The 15,557-nt window shown below is 62.0% G+C and carries 19 protein-coding genes; 10 read left to right on the forward strand and 9 right to left on the reverse strand.

Annotation, left to right across the window (positions count from 1 at the left end):
* Window positions 1-66: 66 nt before the first annotated feature.
* The gene (locus tag ACSQ3G_RS13470; protein ID WP_436110389.1) at window positions 67-345 is read left to right on the forward strand and encodes a GNAT family N-acetyltransferase; all 279 of its coding nucleotides are present in this window, start codon (window positions 67-69) and stop codon (window positions 343-345) included.
* Window positions 346-465: 120 nt separating this feature from the next.
* Here ACSQ3G_RS13470 and ACSQ3G_RS13475 read toward each other — a convergent pair whose 3' ends face one another.
* On the reverse strand, window positions 466-816 hold the full coding sequence (locus tag ACSQ3G_RS13475) for a hypothetical protein (protein ID WP_046603647.1): 351 nt from the start codon (window positions 814-816) through the stop codon (window positions 466-468).
* 423 nt (window positions 817-1,239) lie between these two features.
* Between ACSQ3G_RS13475 and ctrA the strand changes: the two genes are divergently transcribed.
* On the forward strand, window positions 1,240-1,938 hold the full coding sequence (gene ctrA / locus ACSQ3G_RS13480; protein ID WP_007769464.1) for a response regulator transcription factor CtrA: 699 nt from the start codon (window positions 1,240-1,242) through the stop codon (window positions 1,936-1,938).
* A gap of 145 nt (window positions 1,939-2,083) precedes the next feature.
* Here the strand turns inward: ctrA and ACSQ3G_RS13485 are convergent, their stop codons facing one another.
* Both ACSQ3G_RS13485 and chpT read right to left on the reverse strand, forming a co-directional pair.
* The gene (locus ACSQ3G_RS13485; RefSeq protein WP_436110390.1) at window positions 2,084-2,446 is read right to left on the reverse strand and encodes a response regulator; all 363 of its coding nucleotides are present in this window, start codon (window positions 2,444-2,446) and stop codon (window positions 2,084-2,086) included.
* A 104-nt stretch (window positions 2,447-2,550) separates the two neighbouring features.
* The gene (chpT, locus tag ACSQ3G_RS13490) at window positions 2,551-3,198 is read right to left on the reverse strand and encodes a histidine phosphotransferase ChpT (protein ID WP_046603646.1); all 648 of its coding nucleotides are present in this window, start codon (window positions 3,196-3,198) and stop codon (window positions 2,551-2,553) included.
* A gap of 184 nt (window positions 3,199-3,382) precedes the next feature.
* On the opposite strand from chpT, the gene ACSQ3G_RS13495 reads away from it, so the two are divergent.
* Window positions 3,383-3,985 carry a DUF1134 domain-containing protein gene (locus tag ACSQ3G_RS13495; RefSeq protein WP_371412573.1) on the forward strand — a complete coding sequence of 201 codons (603 nt, stop codon included), beginning with the start codon at window positions 3,383-3,385 and terminating at the stop codon, window positions 3,983-3,985.
* Window positions 3,986-4,144: 159 nt separating this feature from the next.
* Window positions 4,145-5,350 (forward strand): coiled-coil domain-containing protein, encoded by a 1,206-nt coding sequence (locus ACSQ3G_RS13500; RefSeq protein ID WP_436110391.1) that lies wholly within the window; start codon window positions 4,145-4,147, stop codon window positions 5,348-5,350.
* A 5-nt stretch (window positions 5,351-5,355) separates the two neighbouring features.
* Here ACSQ3G_RS13500 and ACSQ3G_RS13505 read toward each other — a convergent pair whose 3' ends face one another.
* Together ACSQ3G_RS13505 and ACSQ3G_RS13510 are read right to left on the reverse strand one after the other, a co-directional pair.
* Window positions 5,356-6,192: a TrmH family RNA methyltransferase gene (locus ACSQ3G_RS13505; RefSeq protein ID WP_436110392.1), complete on the reverse strand. Its 837-nt coding sequence runs from the start codon at window positions 6,190-6,192 to the stop codon at window positions 5,356-5,358.
* Complete coding sequence (locus ACSQ3G_RS13510) at window positions 6,192-6,578, reverse strand: hypothetical protein (RefSeq protein WP_037076826.1); 387 nt, start codon at window positions 6,576-6,578, stop codon at window positions 6,192-6,194. The genes ACSQ3G_RS13505 and ACSQ3G_RS13510 overlap by 1 nt, the downstream gene beginning before the upstream one ends.
* 45 nt (window positions 6,579-6,623) lie before the next feature.
* On the opposite strand from ACSQ3G_RS13510, the gene ACSQ3G_RS13515 reads away from it, so the two are divergent.
* From ACSQ3G_RS13515 to ACSQ3G_RS13540, 6 genes are all read left to right on the forward strand, one after another.
* Window positions 6,624-7,646, forward strand: a complete 1,023-nt coding sequence (locus ACSQ3G_RS13515) for an RluA family pseudouridine synthase (protein ID WP_436110393.1) — start codon at window positions 6,624-6,626, stop codon at window positions 7,644-7,646.
* Between the two features lie 70 nt (window positions 7,647-7,716).
* On the forward strand, window positions 7,717-8,550 hold the full coding sequence (locus ACSQ3G_RS13520) for a helix-turn-helix domain-containing protein (RefSeq protein WP_436110394.1): 834 nt from the start codon (window positions 7,717-7,719) through the stop codon (window positions 8,548-8,550).
* Window positions 8,551-8,642: 92 nt separating this feature from the next.
* Window positions 8,643-8,804: a hypothetical protein gene (locus ACSQ3G_RS13525; protein WP_172716939.1), complete on the forward strand. Its 162-nt coding sequence runs from the start codon at window positions 8,643-8,645 to the stop codon at window positions 8,802-8,804.
* A gap of 99 nt (window positions 8,805-8,903) precedes the next feature.
* Window positions 8,904-9,209: a YjiS-like domain-containing protein gene (locus tag ACSQ3G_RS13530; protein ID WP_436110395.1), complete on the forward strand. Its 306-nt coding sequence runs from the start codon at window positions 8,904-8,906 to the stop codon at window positions 9,207-9,209.
* Between the two features lie 271 nt (window positions 9,210-9,480).
* Window positions 9,481-10,383: an RNA polymerase sigma factor RpoH gene (gene rpoH, locus ACSQ3G_RS13535; RefSeq protein WP_046666717.1), complete on the forward strand. Its 903-nt coding sequence runs from the start codon at window positions 9,481-9,483 to the stop codon at window positions 10,381-10,383.
* Window positions 10,384-10,474: 91 nt separating this feature from the next.
* Window positions 10,475-10,858 (forward strand): ACT domain-containing protein, encoded by a 384-nt coding sequence (locus ACSQ3G_RS13540; protein WP_436110396.1) that lies wholly within the window; start codon window positions 10,475-10,477, stop codon window positions 10,856-10,858.
* A gap of 27 nt (window positions 10,859-10,885) precedes the next feature.
* Here ACSQ3G_RS13540 and ACSQ3G_RS13545 read toward each other — a convergent pair whose 3' ends face one another.
* From ACSQ3G_RS13545 to ACSQ3G_RS13560, 4 genes are all read right to left on the reverse strand, one after another.
* The gene (locus ACSQ3G_RS13545; protein WP_436110397.1) at window positions 10,886-11,170 is read right to left on the reverse strand and encodes a HigA family addiction module antitoxin; all 285 of its coding nucleotides are present in this window, start codon (window positions 11,168-11,170) and stop codon (window positions 10,886-10,888) included.
* A 13-nt stretch (window positions 11,171-11,183) separates the two neighbouring features.
* The gene (locus ACSQ3G_RS13550; RefSeq protein WP_436110398.1) at window positions 11,184-11,462 is read right to left on the reverse strand and encodes a type II toxin-antitoxin system RelE/ParE family toxin; all 279 of its coding nucleotides are present in this window, start codon (window positions 11,460-11,462) and stop codon (window positions 11,184-11,186) included.
* A 65-nt stretch (window positions 11,463-11,527) separates the two neighbouring features.
* Window positions 11,528-14,149, reverse strand: a complete 2,622-nt coding sequence (locus tag ACSQ3G_RS13555) for a hypothetical protein (RefSeq protein ID WP_436110399.1) — start codon at window positions 14,147-14,149, stop codon at window positions 11,528-11,530.
* A gap of 59 nt (window positions 14,150-14,208) precedes the next feature.
* Entirely contained in the window at window positions 14,209-15,507 is a 1,299-nt protein-coding gene (locus tag ACSQ3G_RS13560; protein WP_105400314.1) for an adenylosuccinate synthase, read from the reverse strand.
* Window positions 15,508-15,557: the final 50 nt, after the last annotated feature.

Here is a 15,557-nt window from a genome sequence, read left to right on the forward strand (position 1 = left end):
CCGGGCTATTTCCCTTCGGCCCTCCCCGTATTACACCATCGGCGAACGGACAAAAGCGGGACCATCATGAATATTACTTTGGAAGAGACACGGTCGGGCGGTCGTTATGTCGCCGAGGTCGAAGGTCATTTTGCCGAAATGACGTATTCGCGCGCATCTCCGGAACTTGTCATCGTTGATCATACCGGGGTTCCGGATGCGCTTCGCGGCAAGGGCGTCGGCCAGGCGCTCGCGCTGCATGCGGTCGAAGAAGCCCGCAAGGGCGGCTGGAAGATCATCCCGCTCTGCCCGTTCTTCAAGGCGCAGGCGGAACGCCATTCCGACTGGCGGGATATCCTTCGTTAACACGGGGATGCCGAACCCGAATCACAAACGTTAACGAGAGCCAAAAATACGGAAATGGGGCCCGGCACCGCGGCACCGCCCCAGATTATGACATTTCCGTCGATAATGCCGCCCGACTTGTTAAGCCCGGGCGCGCATTCCGCCATCGCGCTCTTCGAGCGCCGAAGCCTTGGCGAATTCCGCTTCCGCTTCCTCGAGCGCCAATTCGGCGCTTTCCTCCTGGACCTTCAGCTCGCGAATCGAGACCTGAAGATTGTCCGCGCGCTGGCGGGCAGCCTTTGCGAAGGTTGGATAAGCGAAGTGATTCCGGTCGGTAATACCGGATTTCTTCTCTTCCAGAGTGATCTGGTGCTCGAGTTCTTTAGACATTCTCTCGAATTCGGCCATCATCATCTGCAATTGCTGCAGTTGACGGCGCTTTTCGGTGACCTGAAAGCTTTTCAGGCGAACCATGCTGTCACGCGACTTCATACGCAATACTCCGTGGATAGCGAGACCCAGGCCCGTGTATCCGGATTGGTACACTCAGGATCAAAAAATTCTCGCGGCGTTAATAAATTAAGGCTCGCGTTAACCTTTCGTTTACGGGCATCATTAATGATAAACCGGATCGTTTAAGGGTCGGTAAATGCCAGGGCCTAAATTGGCCGCGACAATGTATGAGTCGAATGAATCACTTAGCGGAATTTCCTCATCCGCGGATTCAATCCTGGTGATGACCAAACTTGAAGGGAAAACAGGTTGCTACTAATCTTGCTTAACGAAATCATGAACCTTGCCAGGTTGAATCATAATTTGTTAACCATTTAGTGGCAGCTTCCAAATCAGGCTCAGTCTGGATCCGTATCGAGTAAGGGGGCAAAGATACCTTACGCGGCGGTAAAGGGGAAAAATATGCGGGTTCTACTCATCGAAGATGACAGCGCGACTGCCCAGAGCATCGAGCTAATGCTGAAATCGGAAAGCTTCAACGTCTATACGACCGACCTCGGTGAGGAAGGCGTCGACCTCGGCAAGCTCTACGATTATGATATCATTCTCCTCGACCTTAACCTGCCCGACATGTCGGGCTATGAAGTGCTTCGCACTCTGAGGCTTTCGAAGGTCAAAACACCGATCCTCATCCTGTCCGGCATGGCCGGCATCGAAGACAAGGTCCGTGGTCTCGGTTTCGGCGCCGACGACTACATGACCAAGCCCTTCCACAAGGATGAACTGGTCGCTCGCATCCATGCGATCGTCCGCCGTTCCAAGGGTCACGCTCAGTCGATCATCGTCACCGGCGAACTGATCGTCAATCTCGACGCCAAGACCGTCGAAGTTGGCGGCCAGCGCGTTCACCTGACGGGCAAGGAATACCAGATGCTGGAGCTGCTCTCGCTCCGCAAGGGTACCACGCTCACCAAGGAAATGTTCCTGAACCACCTTTACGGCGGTATGGACGAGCCGGAACTGAAGATCATCGACGTCTTCATCTGCAAGCTGCGCAAGAAGCTCGCCAATGCCGCCGGCGGCGCAAACTATATCGAAACCGTCTGGGGCCGCGGCTACGTGCTGCGCGAACCGGAGGCGGAATACGCCGAAACCGCCTGAGCTGCCTGAAAATCCCCTTATCGAAAACGTCCGCCTGGCTGCCAGGCGGACGTTTTGTTTTGATCCGCCCGCGGACCTAAAACGAGACGCAAGTCGGCAATCATGCAGGCTGCCGCCAGTCGAGTGGATGTATCGGCTTTGAGAATCAGGCGGCCTGCGCCAGGGCCGAGAAGACCGCAGTCAGGATCTTGCGATCGAACGGCTTCAGCAGGAAATCGTCCGCACCGGCGCGCTTGCCGGCCATCATCTTCTTCAGGTCCGCTTCGATGACGCAATAGAAGATGCGGATGCTCTTGCCGTTCGGCATCGCACGGATGGTGCCGATCAGTTCAAGCGCGCCTTCCAGCGCGGCATCGACGATCAGGAAATTGGGAAGCTCGGCATTGCAGCGCGTCGCCGCCTCGCGCGCAGTGTCGGCCTCGATCACGAGGAAGCCCAGTTCCGACAGGATTCGCTTTCCGACCGTGCGTACGATGTCCGATCCGTCGGCAATCATTAAACGCTGCATCGTATCCCCCTGACGCTGAACCTTCTCTGGTTCCGAGCATCCATCATTAAGGGGATGGCACTAATGAATGGTTACCCTTGGACGCCAAACAACCGCAGATCGTCTCAAGCCGCCACGGTCTCGGCGATGAAAACGATCTTGTCTTCAGAAACCACATGGCTCAGTTCCATGCCGGACTCTTCCGCGAGCAGCACCGTGTAATAGGGCTGGATCGAATGAGCATCGATCGGCTCTTCGAGAGTACCGCTGGCGATCTCGACGAACTTGGCCGGCACGCGCATCATCCGTCCCTTGATGGTGAGGATGAATTTCGCGTCGTATTCCGGATTTTCCAGCGTCACGTCCATCGAGCCGCCGCGGGGAATGCCCGCATAGGCGACCAGGAAGAGGTTGAGGAGCAGCTTGACGCGATTCTTGGCGATGATCGCCCGCGGGCCGTTCCAGGTAACCTCGGTCTTCTTTTCGGCAATGGCGAAATCCTTGGCGGCCTTCTCGGCCTCGCCCGTATCGATCGAGGCGCCGACCGAGCCGGAAGCACCGAACGCGAGCCGCGCGAACTTGAGACGTACCGAGGCGTTCAGGGCCGAGGTGCGGATGAGGTCGAGCGCGTCGCCGTCGGCCGCGCCCTCGTCGAGAAGCTCAAGGCCGTTGTTGATCGCGCCGACCGGGGAGATCACGTCATGGCAGACACGGCTGCACAGAAGTGCCGCGAGATCTGGCCCGGCAAGGGTAAGATTCGGATTCTTCGGCATGTAGGTCTCCTGTTTGCGAATGCTCCCCCCGTATTCGCCTTGCCATCTGAAGGTTGCGCGAGGATGTAGCAATGTTCCTGGCCATAATGACACCATATTTGGTAAACCGATTATTAAGATCATGGCTTCAAAATGGCCGGGCCTTAAGCATGATGCAAAAGGCGTGCCCCTGGATGATACAATCATGGATCTGACAATGCGCATCCACACCCCTTCCGCCCTCGCCCGTTTCGCCGCGACGGTGTTTGCCGTGATCGCAGCCGTGGCGGTCTTCGCAGGCCCGGCAGCCGCCCAGCAGCGCTCCAACCAATATTCCGCCCAGGAAATCGTCGATGCCGGCCACGGCTTCTTCGGCTCCACCAGCGGCGGCCTTGCCAAGGTTGTGGAGAACGCCTTTTCGCAATACGGCCTGCCGAACGGCTATATCCTTGGCCAGGAAGGCTCGGGCGCATTCATCGCCGGCCTGACCTATGGCGAGGGTGAGCTTTATACGAAGAACGCCGGCCAGCACCCGGTCTTCTGGCAGGGTCCCTCGCTCGGCATCGACTACGGCGGCCAAGGCACCCGCGCGATGATGCTGGTCTACGACCTTCCCTCGGTGAACAGCCTCTATGCCCGCTTCGGCGGCGTGTCGGGCTCCGCCTTCGTGGTCGCCGGCGTCGGCATGACGGTGCTGCGCAACAACAACATGATTCTCGTGCCGATTCGCACCGGCCTCGGTGCTCGCCTCGGCATCAACGTCGGTTATCTGAAGCTCACCCAGTCGCCGACCTGGAACCCTTTCTGAAATTCGCCATTGTCCTCTCCGGACAACGGAGGGGAATTTGATGTTTTGCGCCACAGCGGCCGGTAATCCGGCCTTCCGCCTGAAGGGCGCTTGCCGGTTGAATGTGACCATGCTTAAACAGCCTGCGTTTTCCCATCCAGACCGCGAAACGGCCTCATCGTGATCCAGTTTGCTCTTCTGTTCGGCTTGGGTTTCCTGAGCGCCGCGCTTGCGGTGATGCTGGTTGCACCGGCGGTCCACAATCGCATCGTGCGCTACACAGAAAACCGCATCAAGGCGACGCTGCCGATCAGTCCGCAGGAAGTCCGCGCCCAGCGGGACATGGCCCGCGCCGTCTATGCGGCCGAGAATGCCCGCACCAAGCAGGAACTCGTCCAGGAAAGGGACAAGGCGGTCGCGCTGCAGATCAAGAGCGACAGGCTGGCCGAGGAAGCTACGCAGTTGCTGTCCGAAATCACCGACCTGCGTGCCCAGATCGACACCATGGATGTCGAAGCTGCCGACGCCCGTTCGCGCCTGCGTCAGGAAGACAGCTATATCCAGCAGTTGAAGGCGGCGCTCGAAACCGCCGAGCAAACCGTCGCCGCCAAGGATCTGGAGATCGAGAAGCTGCAGCAGCGCCAGCTCCTGATGATCGCCGACGCCGACAATTTCCGGATCGATCTTTCCACCCGCGACACGGAGGTCGAGAACCTCAAATTCCGCGTCACCGCCTTGCGCGACGAACGGGATACGCTGCGCAACGACGTCCGGCAGCAGACTGCCCGCGCCAAGGACGCCGAGGCACGGCTCGCCCAGGAAGAGCATCGCGTCCAGCGGCTCGAGGACAAGCTTGCCAAGGAAATCGCCGACCGTGCTGACAGGGAGACGGCGCTGGAACGCCGGCTTGCCGAAATCGGCCGACTGCGGGACAAGCTGAAAGGCGCCAGCGCCGAAGCGCGCGATTCCAGTCGTGCCCTTCGCGATTCGACGGCTGTCCGCCCAGTGATAAAATCGACACCGAGAAAGAAGATCACTCCGGAGGACATCAACCTGCGCGAAATTCCGCACGCCCCGCCTCCGAGACAAGCCCGGGTTTCCGGGCAGCCGGATGTCGATCCCGTCGTCGCCGGAATGGCTGAGGACGCCCGCAACCGGGCAGCGGCGCTCTCCGAACGCCTGCAGAAGGGCAGCGGCAGCGACGACGCTATTCGCCAGGAGTTGGCCTCCATAGCCGCCAGCATGGTGGCCATGACGGCAGCGTCCGAAGGTTCCGGCTCACCGATCTTCAAGATCCTGTCGGGCAAATCCGGAAACAGCAACCGGGAAAGCTTGGCCGCGAGATCGAAGAAGACGCTCGCGACCAGCCAGGACGCAAACAACTGAGACGTCTATAACCCGCCCTGAGATAGGCGACCTTGAGCCATGGCGATCTCATAGAGCGCGATGCCGGTCGCCGTCGCCGCATTGAGGCTGTCGAGACCCGGCGCCTGGGCGATCCTGGCCGATCGGATACGGCTGAGGACGTGCGCCGGCAGCCCCTCGCCCTCCGTTCCGGTGATCAGCACCATACGCTCGGAAGACGGTACATCCCGGATTTCCACCGAACCCGTGGGCGAAAGCCCCCAGACGGCAAAACCCTTCTCCATCAGCACAGCCAAGATATCTGTCATCGTGCCGTGCCGGGCGTAAGGCACCGACAAAACCGCTCCAACAGAGACGCGCAGCGACTTGCGGTAGATCGGGTCGCAGCAGCCCTGATCGAGCAGCACCGCATCGGCGCCAAAGGCTGCGGCATTGCGGAAGATGGAACCGATATTGTCGTGATTGGAAATGCCGAAGGCCGCGACCACCAGCGCCTTCTCGGGCAACACGGCAATCAGCTCGGAGGCTGTCCTCTCCTGCCGGCGGCGTCCAAGCGCCAGCACGCCGCGATGCAGGTGGAAACCGGCGATCTGATCCAGCACCGCGGTCGAGGCCACGTAGACCGGAATGTCTGCCGGAAAACCTGCGAGGATCTCGGAAAGCCCCGCAACCCGGTTTTCGAGCAGCAGGATCTTCTCGGTCAGAAAATCGCCGCCGGACCTGTGCGCGGCGGCGAGCATCCTGAGCACCACGGTCCCTTCCGCGATGAACCGCCCTTCCCGCCCGGTAAGGTCCCGCTCGCGGATCGACCGGAATTCGGCGATCCGCGGATCGTCCGCGTCATCGATGCGGATCGGTGCCATTATTGCGGTATCGCCACCGTCACATCGGCGACGATGCGGCCGGCAGCGATATCGTAGATCAGGACCTTCTGGTCGCCGGTCAGCAGTCCGTAGAACAGGATTTGGCTGCCGGAGAGGGATACGCCCTGCACGACGAAGCCGGCAGGCAGTTCCGCAGTTGCCGCAAGCGGCTGGCCGGCGGGCACCGAGAACCCGCCTGTCGAAGCGATCGTCCCGGGCGTGGCAGGCCGCTGCGTGACCTTGTAGACAATGGCGCCAAGGACCGCCATAAAGCAGACGAACAAGATCCCGCCCGAAACGAGTATCAGAAGCACCATCTTCCGGCGGATTTTCTCCATTGCCGGATCAAGCGGCTCTTCCTGTTCCTCGATCTCGGGTTGGGGCATGAGGGCGGCGTCCTTGTTCTTGTCGAATGCTATCGGAATGATTGAATGAACGATCCCTTTAAAGAAGCCGAGCGTGCAAGGAAAGTCCTCACCGCCTCCGACGAGGCCGAAGGACGGCTGGACGCCTGGCTGACCTCCGTGCTGGACGGTGAGTTTTCGCGAAACCGGATCAAGGCGCTGATCGAACAGGGCGCTGTCAGCCTCAACGGCAAGCCGGTCACCGAGCCGAAGAAGAAGATCAATGCCGGCGACACCGTCGAGATCGATCTTCCGGAACCCGAGGATCCGGAGCCCAAGGGCGAGGATATCCCGCTCCAGGTTCTCTACGAGGATGCCGACCTGATCGTCATCGCCAAGCCCGCCGGCCTCGTCGTGCATCCGGGCGCCGGCAACTGGACCGGCACGCTGGTCAACGCGCTGATCTATCATTGCGGCGCGAGCCTTTCGGGCATCGGCGGCGTCAAGCGTCCCGGCATCGTCCACCGGCTCGACAAGGATACGAGCGGCGTAATGGTCGCCGCCAAGAACGACATCGCCCACCGCCACCTTGCCGACCAGTTCGCCGACCACGGGCGCTCGGGTCCGCTGGAGCGCGCCTATCAGGCGGTCGTCTGGGGCCGTCCACGCGGCCTGAAGGGCACGATCGACGCGCCGCTCGGCCGTGCCGGAGACCGCACCAAGCGCGCCGTGCAGAAGGAAGACAGCAGCGACGCCCGCGAGGCCATCACCCATTACCAGGTGATCGAACGTTTCCACGAAAAGCCGGATGCAACGGCACTCGCTGCGCTGATCGAATGCCGGCTGGAGACCGGCCGTACCCACCAAATCCGCGTCCACATGGCCCATATCGGCCATCCGCTGATCGGCGACCAGGACTATTCCGCCGGCTTCAAGACCAAGGCGAACCTGCTGCCGGATTTTGCCAAGAGCGTCGTCAACCGCTTTCCGCGCCAGGCGCTGCACGCCTTCCTGCTCGCCTTCGAGCATCCCCGCACCGGCAAGGTGATGGAATTCGAAGCACCGATGCCCGACGACATGGCGGAGTTGATCGAAGCGCTGAAGGCATGAAACGGGTGGCCTGAGGCACCGTCGAAGAGTATATAACTCTCGACATTCACGAGGCGTCCCAAGGTCCTCCATGAGCCATCTCGCCGTCAGAAAGCTCCTCGACACGGATCTGATCAAGGTCCGCGACGTCGTTTGCAGCGGCGAATGCCGGCACCGGAGCGACGAGGAATGCTCCCATGCGACGAGCCTTGTCTTCCCCTATCGCGGTGTCTTCATGCGTCATGTCGGCAGCGACGACACGGTGGCGGAAGCCAATCAGGTCCTGTTCTTCAACTGCGACGAGGCTTACCAGATCAGCCACCCGGTCGAAGGCGGCGATTCCTGCCTGAGCATGGACGTGCCGGAGGCGATGCTGGAGGAACTGGTGCCGGTCGAGCACCGCAATCGGAAGGGATCGCGCTTCGTCTTCAACAAGCAGCGACTAAGGATCGACGAGCGAGCCCAGGCGCTGGTAGCGCTGCTGCGCCACAGCCTGATGCGCGGCGCCGCCGAGACGCTGGAAGCCGAAACGCTGGCCATGACGCTGGTGCGCCGCGCCGTCGGCGTCAGGACCGCGCGCGCCGCCACCGCCAGCGCCGGGCGTCAGAAGCTGGTGGACCGTGCCAAACTCGCCCTCTCCTCCGATCTCGCCCGCCGCTGGACGCTCGCCGAGATTGCCGGTGAAACCGGCGTCTCACCGGTCTACCTCACCCAGGTCTTCCAGCAGGTGGAGGGCACGCCGCTCTACCGCTACCAGCTTCGCCTGAGGCTGGCCCGGGCGCTCGATCTGCTCGGCACCTATGACGACCTGACCGAGCTTGGGTTGGAACTCGGCTTTTCCAGCCATAGCCACTTCTCGTCGGCCTTTCGCCACGCTTATGGGCGGACGCCGGCGGAGTTCCAGCGCTTTGCGGGCTTGAGATAGCAGCCACAAAAGTCGCTAAAGATTTTGACAGCGGAAGCCCCTGCCAAAATGCTTTTCTTCTTCCCGTAAGATCAACATCGGGAGATGCCACCATGAAAGAGAACACCTGCGCCGCCTGCGACTGCGAACTCGATTCGACCCGGATCGCCGTGAAGATCGGCGGCAAAACGGTCGAAGTCTGCTGCGAGGAATGCGCCGAAGCGCTGCGGGAAGCGGAAGTCGCGACCCGCACGGCCCAGGCAGCCAGCAAGTAAAAATCAGCACCGGTAACCGACATCGAGGCGGGCGCCAGCCGCCCGCCTCCTGGACACCAGCCGCGCGCATTTGGCCGGCCCCCCTTCAGGAGAAAGATCATGAAGAACGAGAACCGGGCGGTCTTTGACCGCGCATCGGAACGCTATCACCTTGTCATGGAACTCCCGCCCGCAGCGCCGTGCCAGCCGCTCGCCGCCGACGATGCATCGGCCGAGCCATCGCCCTTGCACCGGGTGGTCGCAGCCATCGTGAGAAGAATTCGCCAACGCCGCAACCGTGTGGCGCTGCTGGAGTTGACCGACGACCAGTTGAAGGATATCGGCGTCTCGCGCAGCCAGGCTTATGGCGATGTCAGCCGCTACCGCCGCTCCAACGCGCATGGACTGGAACGCAAATGTCTCTGACCCGGCGGAGATGGGTGAGACAAAGATACGCTACTGGGATTCTGGGCGATCACGGTCGTCTTGCTTCCCAGCGCGTCAAACCAAGGCGCTGTATATTACGATATTGTAATGATATAACGCTTCTGTGATGACTTGAATCACTGTTATGCCGTACTTATCTGTCATTTGGGTCGGTGTGGGGTCGAAAATGACCTGCGCCGCTTGGCTCGCCTTCAGCATGTACAGCAAGATCAAAAAGGGAGCCGATATATAGATCGGAAAGGGGTGCTTTATGGCCCGCAATACTCTGCCTTCCATTACTGCCGGTGAAGCCGGCCTCAACCGCTATCTCGACGAAATCCGCAAGTTTCCCATGCTGGAACCACAGCAGGAATACATGCTGGCGAAACGATATGCCGAACATGCCGACCGGGATGCGGCCCACAAGCTGGTCACCAGCCACCTGCGTCTCGTGGCAAAGATCGCCATGGGTTATCGCGGTTACGGCCTGCCGATCGGCGAAGTCGTCTCCGAAGGTAACGTCGGCCTGATGCAGGCCGTCAAGAAGTTCGATCCGGAACGCGGCTTCCGTTTGGCCACGTATGCGATGTGGTGGATCAAGGCCTCGATCCAGGAATACATCCTGCGCTCGTGGTCGCTCGTGAAGATGGGCACCACCGCCAACCAGAAACGGCTGTTCTTCAACCTGCGCCGGTTGAAGGGCAAGATCCAGGCGATCGACGAAGGTGACCTGAAGCCCGACCAGGTGGCTGAAATCGCCACCAAGCTGAACGTCTCCGAGGAGGAAGTGGTTTCCATGAACCGCCGCCTTTCGGGCGACGCTTCGCTGAATGCGCCGATCCGCGCCACCGAAGGTGAATCCGGCCAGTGGCAGGATTGGCTGGTGGACGACCACGAAAGCCAGGAGGCCGTGCTGATCGAGCAGGACGAGCTCGATACGCGCCGCCGCATGCTGGCCAAGGCCCTGAGCGTCCTGAACGACCGCGAACGCCGCATCTTCGAAGCCCGTCGTCTTGCAGACGATCCGGTAACTCTCGAGGAATTGTCGTCCGAGTTCGATATCAGCCGCGAACGCGTCCGGCAGATCGAAGTCCGTGCCTTCGAAAAGGTGCAGGAAGCCGTTCAGAAGGAAGCGCTCGCCCAGGCGAACGCCCTGCGCGTCGTCGACGCGTAATCACGCGCGACGCTGACAATCAAAATAGGGGCTGCTTCGGCGGCCCCTTTTCTTTATCCGGCATCCGTGGACCGGAAATGGAGAAGCAGGCATGGCAGCGCAGATCACGCTCAGGAAACTTGCCGGCAGTTATGCCATCGCCAGGCTTGAACCCGCCGACCGCATCCCCGCATGGGCGGATGGCGACGGTTTCGTCAGCATCAGCCGCACCGAGGATGAACTCTCTATCGTCTGCCGCCAGGAGCGCGTGCCTTCCGGCATCAAACAGGACAGTGGCTGGACCTGCTACAAGTTCCAGGGGCCGTTCGAGTTCGGAGAAACCGGCATCGTGCTCTCGGTGATCCGGCCGCTCTCGGAAAACGGCATCGGCATTTTCGTGGTCTCCACATTCGACGGCGACCACCTGCTGATCAAAACGGCCGACGAACCGCAGGGCCGCGAACTGCTGCAGGCCGCCGGCCATACGCTTCTCTAGAAGCCGGTGACTACACTGTCTGGAACGTCAGGCGGCTTCGGACGGCTTTACCTCTTCCGCGATCCGGGCGCCATTTTCTCGTTCGGCAAGAGCAAGCTCATAGGCCGTCTGCAGATCGAGCCAGAAACGAGCGGTGTTTCCAAAATACCGCGCCAGTCTCAGGGCCGTATCGGGAGAAATGCCGCGCTTTCCGTTGAGGATGTCGGTGATCCGCCCTGAAGGCAGGCGGAGTGAAAGAGCGAGCTGGTTGGCCGACAGACTGCGCGCGGTCAATTCGCGTTTCAAAATGCGACCAGGATGAATTGCCATCATCTGCATATCCTTCCTAATAATAATCGACGATCTCCACATCCCAGGCATCTCCATCCCTGAACGTGAAGCAGATTCGCCACGGCCCGTTGATCGTCATTGCCCACTGCCCTGAGCGATTTCCGGAAAGTTTGTGAAGGCCGACGGACCTTAATGGGCTGAGATCGTTGAGGGACGATGCCGCGTGGAGCGCCGCCAGCAACTCGATCGCGGCCTCTTCGTCCATCCCCGAAAACTTGGCTTTGCCGTCCTCGGCAAAGCGGCGGGTAGAACTATTCGCCCACGACTTGATCATGGATGAACGTACTACGCTCAGCGTAGTACGTCAATCTCGTCCGCACCCAAGCAGGGCCTGCTTGGTCACTGCCCGCTAGCGGTCGCTCCGAGCGTGCCCCATTCGCGGATCGCGTCGTTGAAGGCGCGCTCCCCTTCCGGCCCCTTCTGGAGGGTCAGCAGCGCGCGGCGGCCGTTGCGATAGGCGATCGGGATGTCGATCCAGTTGCGGCTGCGCAGGAGCTCCAGATTGGTCGAGCGTGCATCCGGGAAATCGTTGAGCGCGATCATGTGGAAGTCGTCGGTGATCTTGGCAGGCACCGCGATCAATGCGTTGCCGCGATCCTGCTCGCTCGCCTTCATGGCGATGCGCTGCACGCTTTCGATCGCACCGCCTTCGAAATCCGGCGGCACAGCGAAGACGATCTCGACCAGGTGGCTTGCCGGCAGCGACGGGTCGGTATTGCGCTTGAAGGTCATCAGCGCCGTCAGGCCCCTGCCCGGCACGTTGATACGTCCCTGGACGACCGGTTCCTGCCGGCCGTTGGCGCCTGCCTCACGCTGCAGCGACCAAGAGACCGAGCCCTCGATGGCCGTCGGCGCCGTCTGGCCAATCCGCTCCTCATAAAGGAACATCTTTTCGCCTGCGACCGCCGGAGTATTCGCCGGAGCCGCCGAGGGCGGGCTGGCGGGCGGCGTGGCTGCATTCGGAGCCGGCACCGCCGGTGGCGTCTGAGGCGGTACCGCATTGGCGCTGCCGTTCGGCGCGCGCGGGGCTGCAGCCGGTGCGCCCGGAGCCGGCGCCGGTTGCGCCGGAGGATTGGCGGGCGGAGCATTGAGCTGCGCTACCGACTGGCCTTCCGCATTCTGCGCCAGGCCGGCGGTGACGCCCGGTCCCTCGTCAACCTCGCGGCCGTCAGCCATCAGCCGCTGCGTGAATTTGGTCCCGGCTGTCGATCCGTCCGCCGTTCGCGGCGCGGCAGGCGTATTGGCCGCACCGTTCTGTGGCGGTGTCGAAGGATTAGAAGGCGTCGAAGGGGCGCGGTTGGGCTGCGGTGTCGCGGGTGCGGGCGCCGGTGTCTGCTGCGCCGTCTGGCTTCCGGGCAGGCTCGACTGGATCAGGCCGTCGACCATGTCGTTCAGAGAGTCGCGGTTCAGCCAGATCGCATAACCACCGCCGCCGACAAGTGCCAGACCGACGATCGCCAGCACGATGCCGGCATAGTTGCGCTTGCGCACCGGAGTGACCCGATAGGGCCTGGCCGGCGCATGCATCAGATCGTCCGCATCGGCATCGGTGTGGAGCGTGCTGCGCGCGCCACCGCCCGAAGAGGACGGAGCATCCTTGTTGAAGCCGATCAGCTCCTCGAGATCACCCCACGGATCGCTGTCGGCCGGTTTCGCCGGCGCGGCAGTGGCCTTCTTGGACTGTTGCTCATCGAGATATTCGGCGAAGGGATCAATGCCGGCAGCCGATGCCACTCCTGCCGCCGCAGTGGATTGCTCCGCGAGCTCCGGGAGATCCGCGACCGGCGGCATGCGGACCGAATCGGCCGACACATGAGTCTCCGGATCGAAATGAGCGTCGGCCGGAGTTGCAGTGCCGTGCGCATGATCGATCGGCACGACAGGACCGGCCGTGATCAGTTCCGGCACATCGTTCCATGCAGCGGCGGCGACCGTCTCCTGGCTCGGCTGCGGAGGCTCGGCCGGGGCCGGCACCTCCCAGCCCCAATCCTCGTCTGCCGGCTTGGCCGGTTCCGGCGCATGGTGAGCCTCGACAGGCTGTTCGACCTCCATCCGGTCCTCGACCGGATGCTGATCTTCAAACGGATGCGGTTCGCTGTGCCATGCCTCCACGAACTCGGGAGCGTCCTGCTGGGCAGTCTGCTCGCCGCGTGTCGGATAGGGGAAATCGTCGTCGGTCGATTCGCTCACAGCCGAATCGGCCGGCTCGGCGACATCGACCGGTTCCGGCACAACCGGCTCCGAGGCAGTCAGGGGTGCGGCCGTCGGGAATTCGATCGTGCTCTCGTCGAAAGCCTGCGACGGTTCGGGCGCCTGTTCGGAATGATCGTAGCGCGCCGCCTCGACTGGCGCCTCTTCCGACGGCACGTCGTCCCGCCAGTCGCCATATTGCTGGGCGGGTTCCTGCTGATCGGAAACCGCCGTTGCCTCTTCCTCCTCGTGGAGGACGGCCGGCTCGGAGACCGGAGGCTCCACGTCGGCAGGTTCCTGCGCGACCGGCTCCGGCTCGGCGGGTTCGGCATGGGCGACGGCCGGTACCGGCTCTTCATAACCGTCTTCGTAAAAGACGGGCCGTTCTGCGCGAGCGGAGGGAGTTGATTCGGATGCGGCCTGCGTCTCTTCCGGCGCCTGAGCCGGTTCGGCAGCGTGCAGCTGGTCGTCCTGGTATTCCGAGACCCGCTCGGCCGGAGCAGCCTCACCGGCCGTCTCGGCATCTGCGGCACTTGCGCCGTCGGTTATCGGTTCCAGTGCTTCGGCATGTTCGCTCTCGACGTCGACGATGGCGGCTTCGAGCTTGTCGAGCTGCCGCCGCAGCATGTCTTCAGGCGGACGCGGCTTCATGTTCTCGAGTTGCCGCTGCACGGCGCCACGAGCCTTTTCATAAACCTTCGCACGCATCTCCGGCGTATTGTTCGCCAGACCGTCAACGGCGCGGCGGATCACCGCTACAAAATCAGCCATCAGCACTTTCTCATGTAAGCCGGCCCGAAGGCCGGCCGAATGGTAATCAATTCTTGACTTTAATCTTCAAACGGGTCGGTCACAAGTATGGTGTCGTCCCGCTCCGGGCTGGTGGAAAGTAGGGCAACCGGGGCACCGATCAATTCCTCGACCTGGCGGACATATTTGATCGCCTGGGCCGGTAAATCCGCCCAGGAGCGAGCCCCGACCGTCGATTCCTTCCAGCCTTCGAGGGTGACATAGACCGGCTCTACACGAGCCTGGGCGCCCTGGCTTGCAGGAAGATGATCGATCTGCTCGCCGTCGAGCATGTAGCCGACGCAGATCTTCAATTCGTCGAGGCCGTCGAGAACGTCGAGCTTGGTGAGCGCGATGCCGGTAATGCCGTTGGTGGCGACCGACTGGCGTACCAGCGCTGCGTCGAACCAGCCGCAGCGGCGCTTGCGGCCCGTGACCGTACCGAATTCATGGCCCTTCTCGCCGAGGAACTGGCCGATCTCGTCCTTCAGCTCGGTCGGAAACGGGCCTTCGCCGACGCGAGTCGTGTAGGCCTTGGTGATTCCGAGAATATAGCCGAGCGCGCCCGGCCCCATGCCGGAGCCGGCGGACGCCTGGCCCGCGACCGTGTTGGACGAGGTGACGAACGGATAGGTGCCGTGGTCGATATCGAGCAGCGACCCTTGAGCACCTTCGAAAAGGATGCGCGCGCCCTTGCGGCGCTGCTTGTCGAGCAGTTCCCAGACGGTTTCACGGAAGGGCAGCACACGGTCGGCGACCGAGGTCAGTTCCTGCATGATCGCCTCGTGCGAGACTTCCTTCTCTCCAAGGCCACGGCGCAGCGCGTTGTGATGGGTGAGGATACGGTCGACCTTGCCCGGCAGCGTCTCCATATCGGCAAGATCCATGACGCGGATCGCGCGGCGGCCGACCTTGTCCTCATAGGCCGGGCCGATGCCGCGGCGGGTGGTGCCGATCTTGGTGCCGCTGTTGGAGGCGGCGTCCTCGCGCATGCCGTCGAGCTCGCGGTGCAGCGAGAGAATCAGCGTGGCGTTGTCGGCGACGCGCAGGTTCTCGGGCGTGACCTTCACGCCCTGTGCGCCCAGCTTTTCGATTTCCGCCAGCAGCGCATGCGGATCGAGAACGACGCCATTGCCGATCACCGCGATCTTGCCCGGGCGGACGATGCCGGAGGGCAGCAGCGACAGCTTGTAGCTGACGCCATCGATGACGAGCGTATGGCCCGCATTGTGACCGCCCTGGAAACGCACCACGATATCGGCACGTTCGGAAAGCCAGTCGACAATCTTGCCCTTGCCTTCGTCACCCCATTGCGAACCAACCACGACTACATTCGTCATCTGTGCTTCCTGTATTGCGGGCAAAGCCCCACGCGACCACACGCACACCT

The sequence above is a fragment of the Neorhizobium tomejilense genome, from assembly GCF_964254135.1.
GTDB classification, from domain to species: domain Bacteria; phylum Pseudomonadota; class Alphaproteobacteria; order Rhizobiales; family Rhizobiaceae; genus Neorhizobium; species Neorhizobium tomejilense.

Bases quoted from the DNA above. Each gene is read 5' to 3' on its own strand.
- ACSQ3G_RS13470 (WP_436110389.1), top strand. From the start codon at position 67: ATGAATATTACTTTGGAAGAGACACGGTCGGGCGGTCGTTATGTCGCC.
- ACSQ3G_RS13475 (WP_046603647.1), bottom strand. From the start codon at position 816: ATGAAGTCGCGTGACAGCATGGTTCGCCTGAAAAGCTTTCAGGTCACC.
- ctrA (WP_007769464.1), top strand. From the start codon at position 1,240: ATGCGGGTTCTACTCATCGAAGATGACAGCGCGACTGCCCAGAGCATC.
- ACSQ3G_RS13485 (WP_436110390.1), bottom strand. From the start codon at position 2,446: ATGCAGCGTTTAATGATTGCCGACGGATCGGACATCGTACGCACGGTC.
- chpT (WP_046603646.1), bottom strand. From the start codon at position 3,198: ATGCCGAAGAATCCGAATCTTACCCTTGCCGGGCCAGATCTCGCGGCA.
- ACSQ3G_RS13495 (WP_371412573.1), top strand. From the start codon at position 3,383: ATGGATCTGACAATGCGCATCCACACCCCTTCCGCCCTCGCCCGTTTC.
- ACSQ3G_RS13505 (WP_436110392.1), bottom strand. From the start codon at position 6,192: ATGGCACCGATCCGCATCGATGACGCGGACGATCCGCGGATCGCCGAA.
- ACSQ3G_RS13510 (WP_037076826.1), bottom strand. From the start codon at position 6,578: ATGCCCCAACCCGAGATCGAGGAACAGGAAGAGCCGCTTGATCCGGCA.
- ACSQ3G_RS13515 (WP_436110393.1), top strand. From the start codon at position 6,624: ATGAACGATCCCTTTAAAGAAGCCGAGCGTGCAAGGAAAGTCCTCACC.
- ACSQ3G_RS13520 (WP_436110394.1), top strand. From the start codon at position 7,717: ATGAGCCATCTCGCCGTCAGAAAGCTCCTCGACACGGATCTGATCAAG.
- ACSQ3G_RS13525 (WP_172716939.1), top strand. From the start codon at position 8,643: ATGAAAGAGAACACCTGCGCCGCCTGCGACTGCGAACTCGATTCGACC.
- ACSQ3G_RS13530 (WP_436110395.1), top strand. From the start codon at position 8,904: ATGAAGAACGAGAACCGGGCGGTCTTTGACCGCGCATCGGAACGCTAT.
- rpoH (WP_046666717.1), top strand. From the start codon at position 9,481: ATGGCCCGCAATACTCTGCCTTCCATTACTGCCGGTGAAGCCGGCCTC.
- ACSQ3G_RS13540 (WP_436110396.1), top strand. From the start codon at position 10,475: ATGGCAGCGCAGATCACGCTCAGGAAACTTGCCGGCAGTTATGCCATC.
- ACSQ3G_RS13545 (WP_436110397.1), bottom strand. From the start codon at position 11,170: ATGATGGCAATTCATCCTGGTCGCATTTTGAAACGCGAATTGACCGCG.
- ACSQ3G_RS13550 (WP_436110398.1), bottom strand. From the start codon at position 11,462: ATGATCAAGTCGTGGGCGAATAGTTCTACCCGCCGCTTTGCCGAGGAC.
- ACSQ3G_RS13555 (WP_436110399.1), bottom strand. From the start codon at position 14,149: ATGGCTGATTTTGTAGCGGTGATCCGCCGCGCCGTTGACGGTCTGGCG.
- ACSQ3G_RS13560 (WP_105400314.1), bottom strand. From the start codon at position 15,507: ATGACGAATGTAGTCGTGGTTGGTTCGCAATGGGGTGACGAAGGCAAG.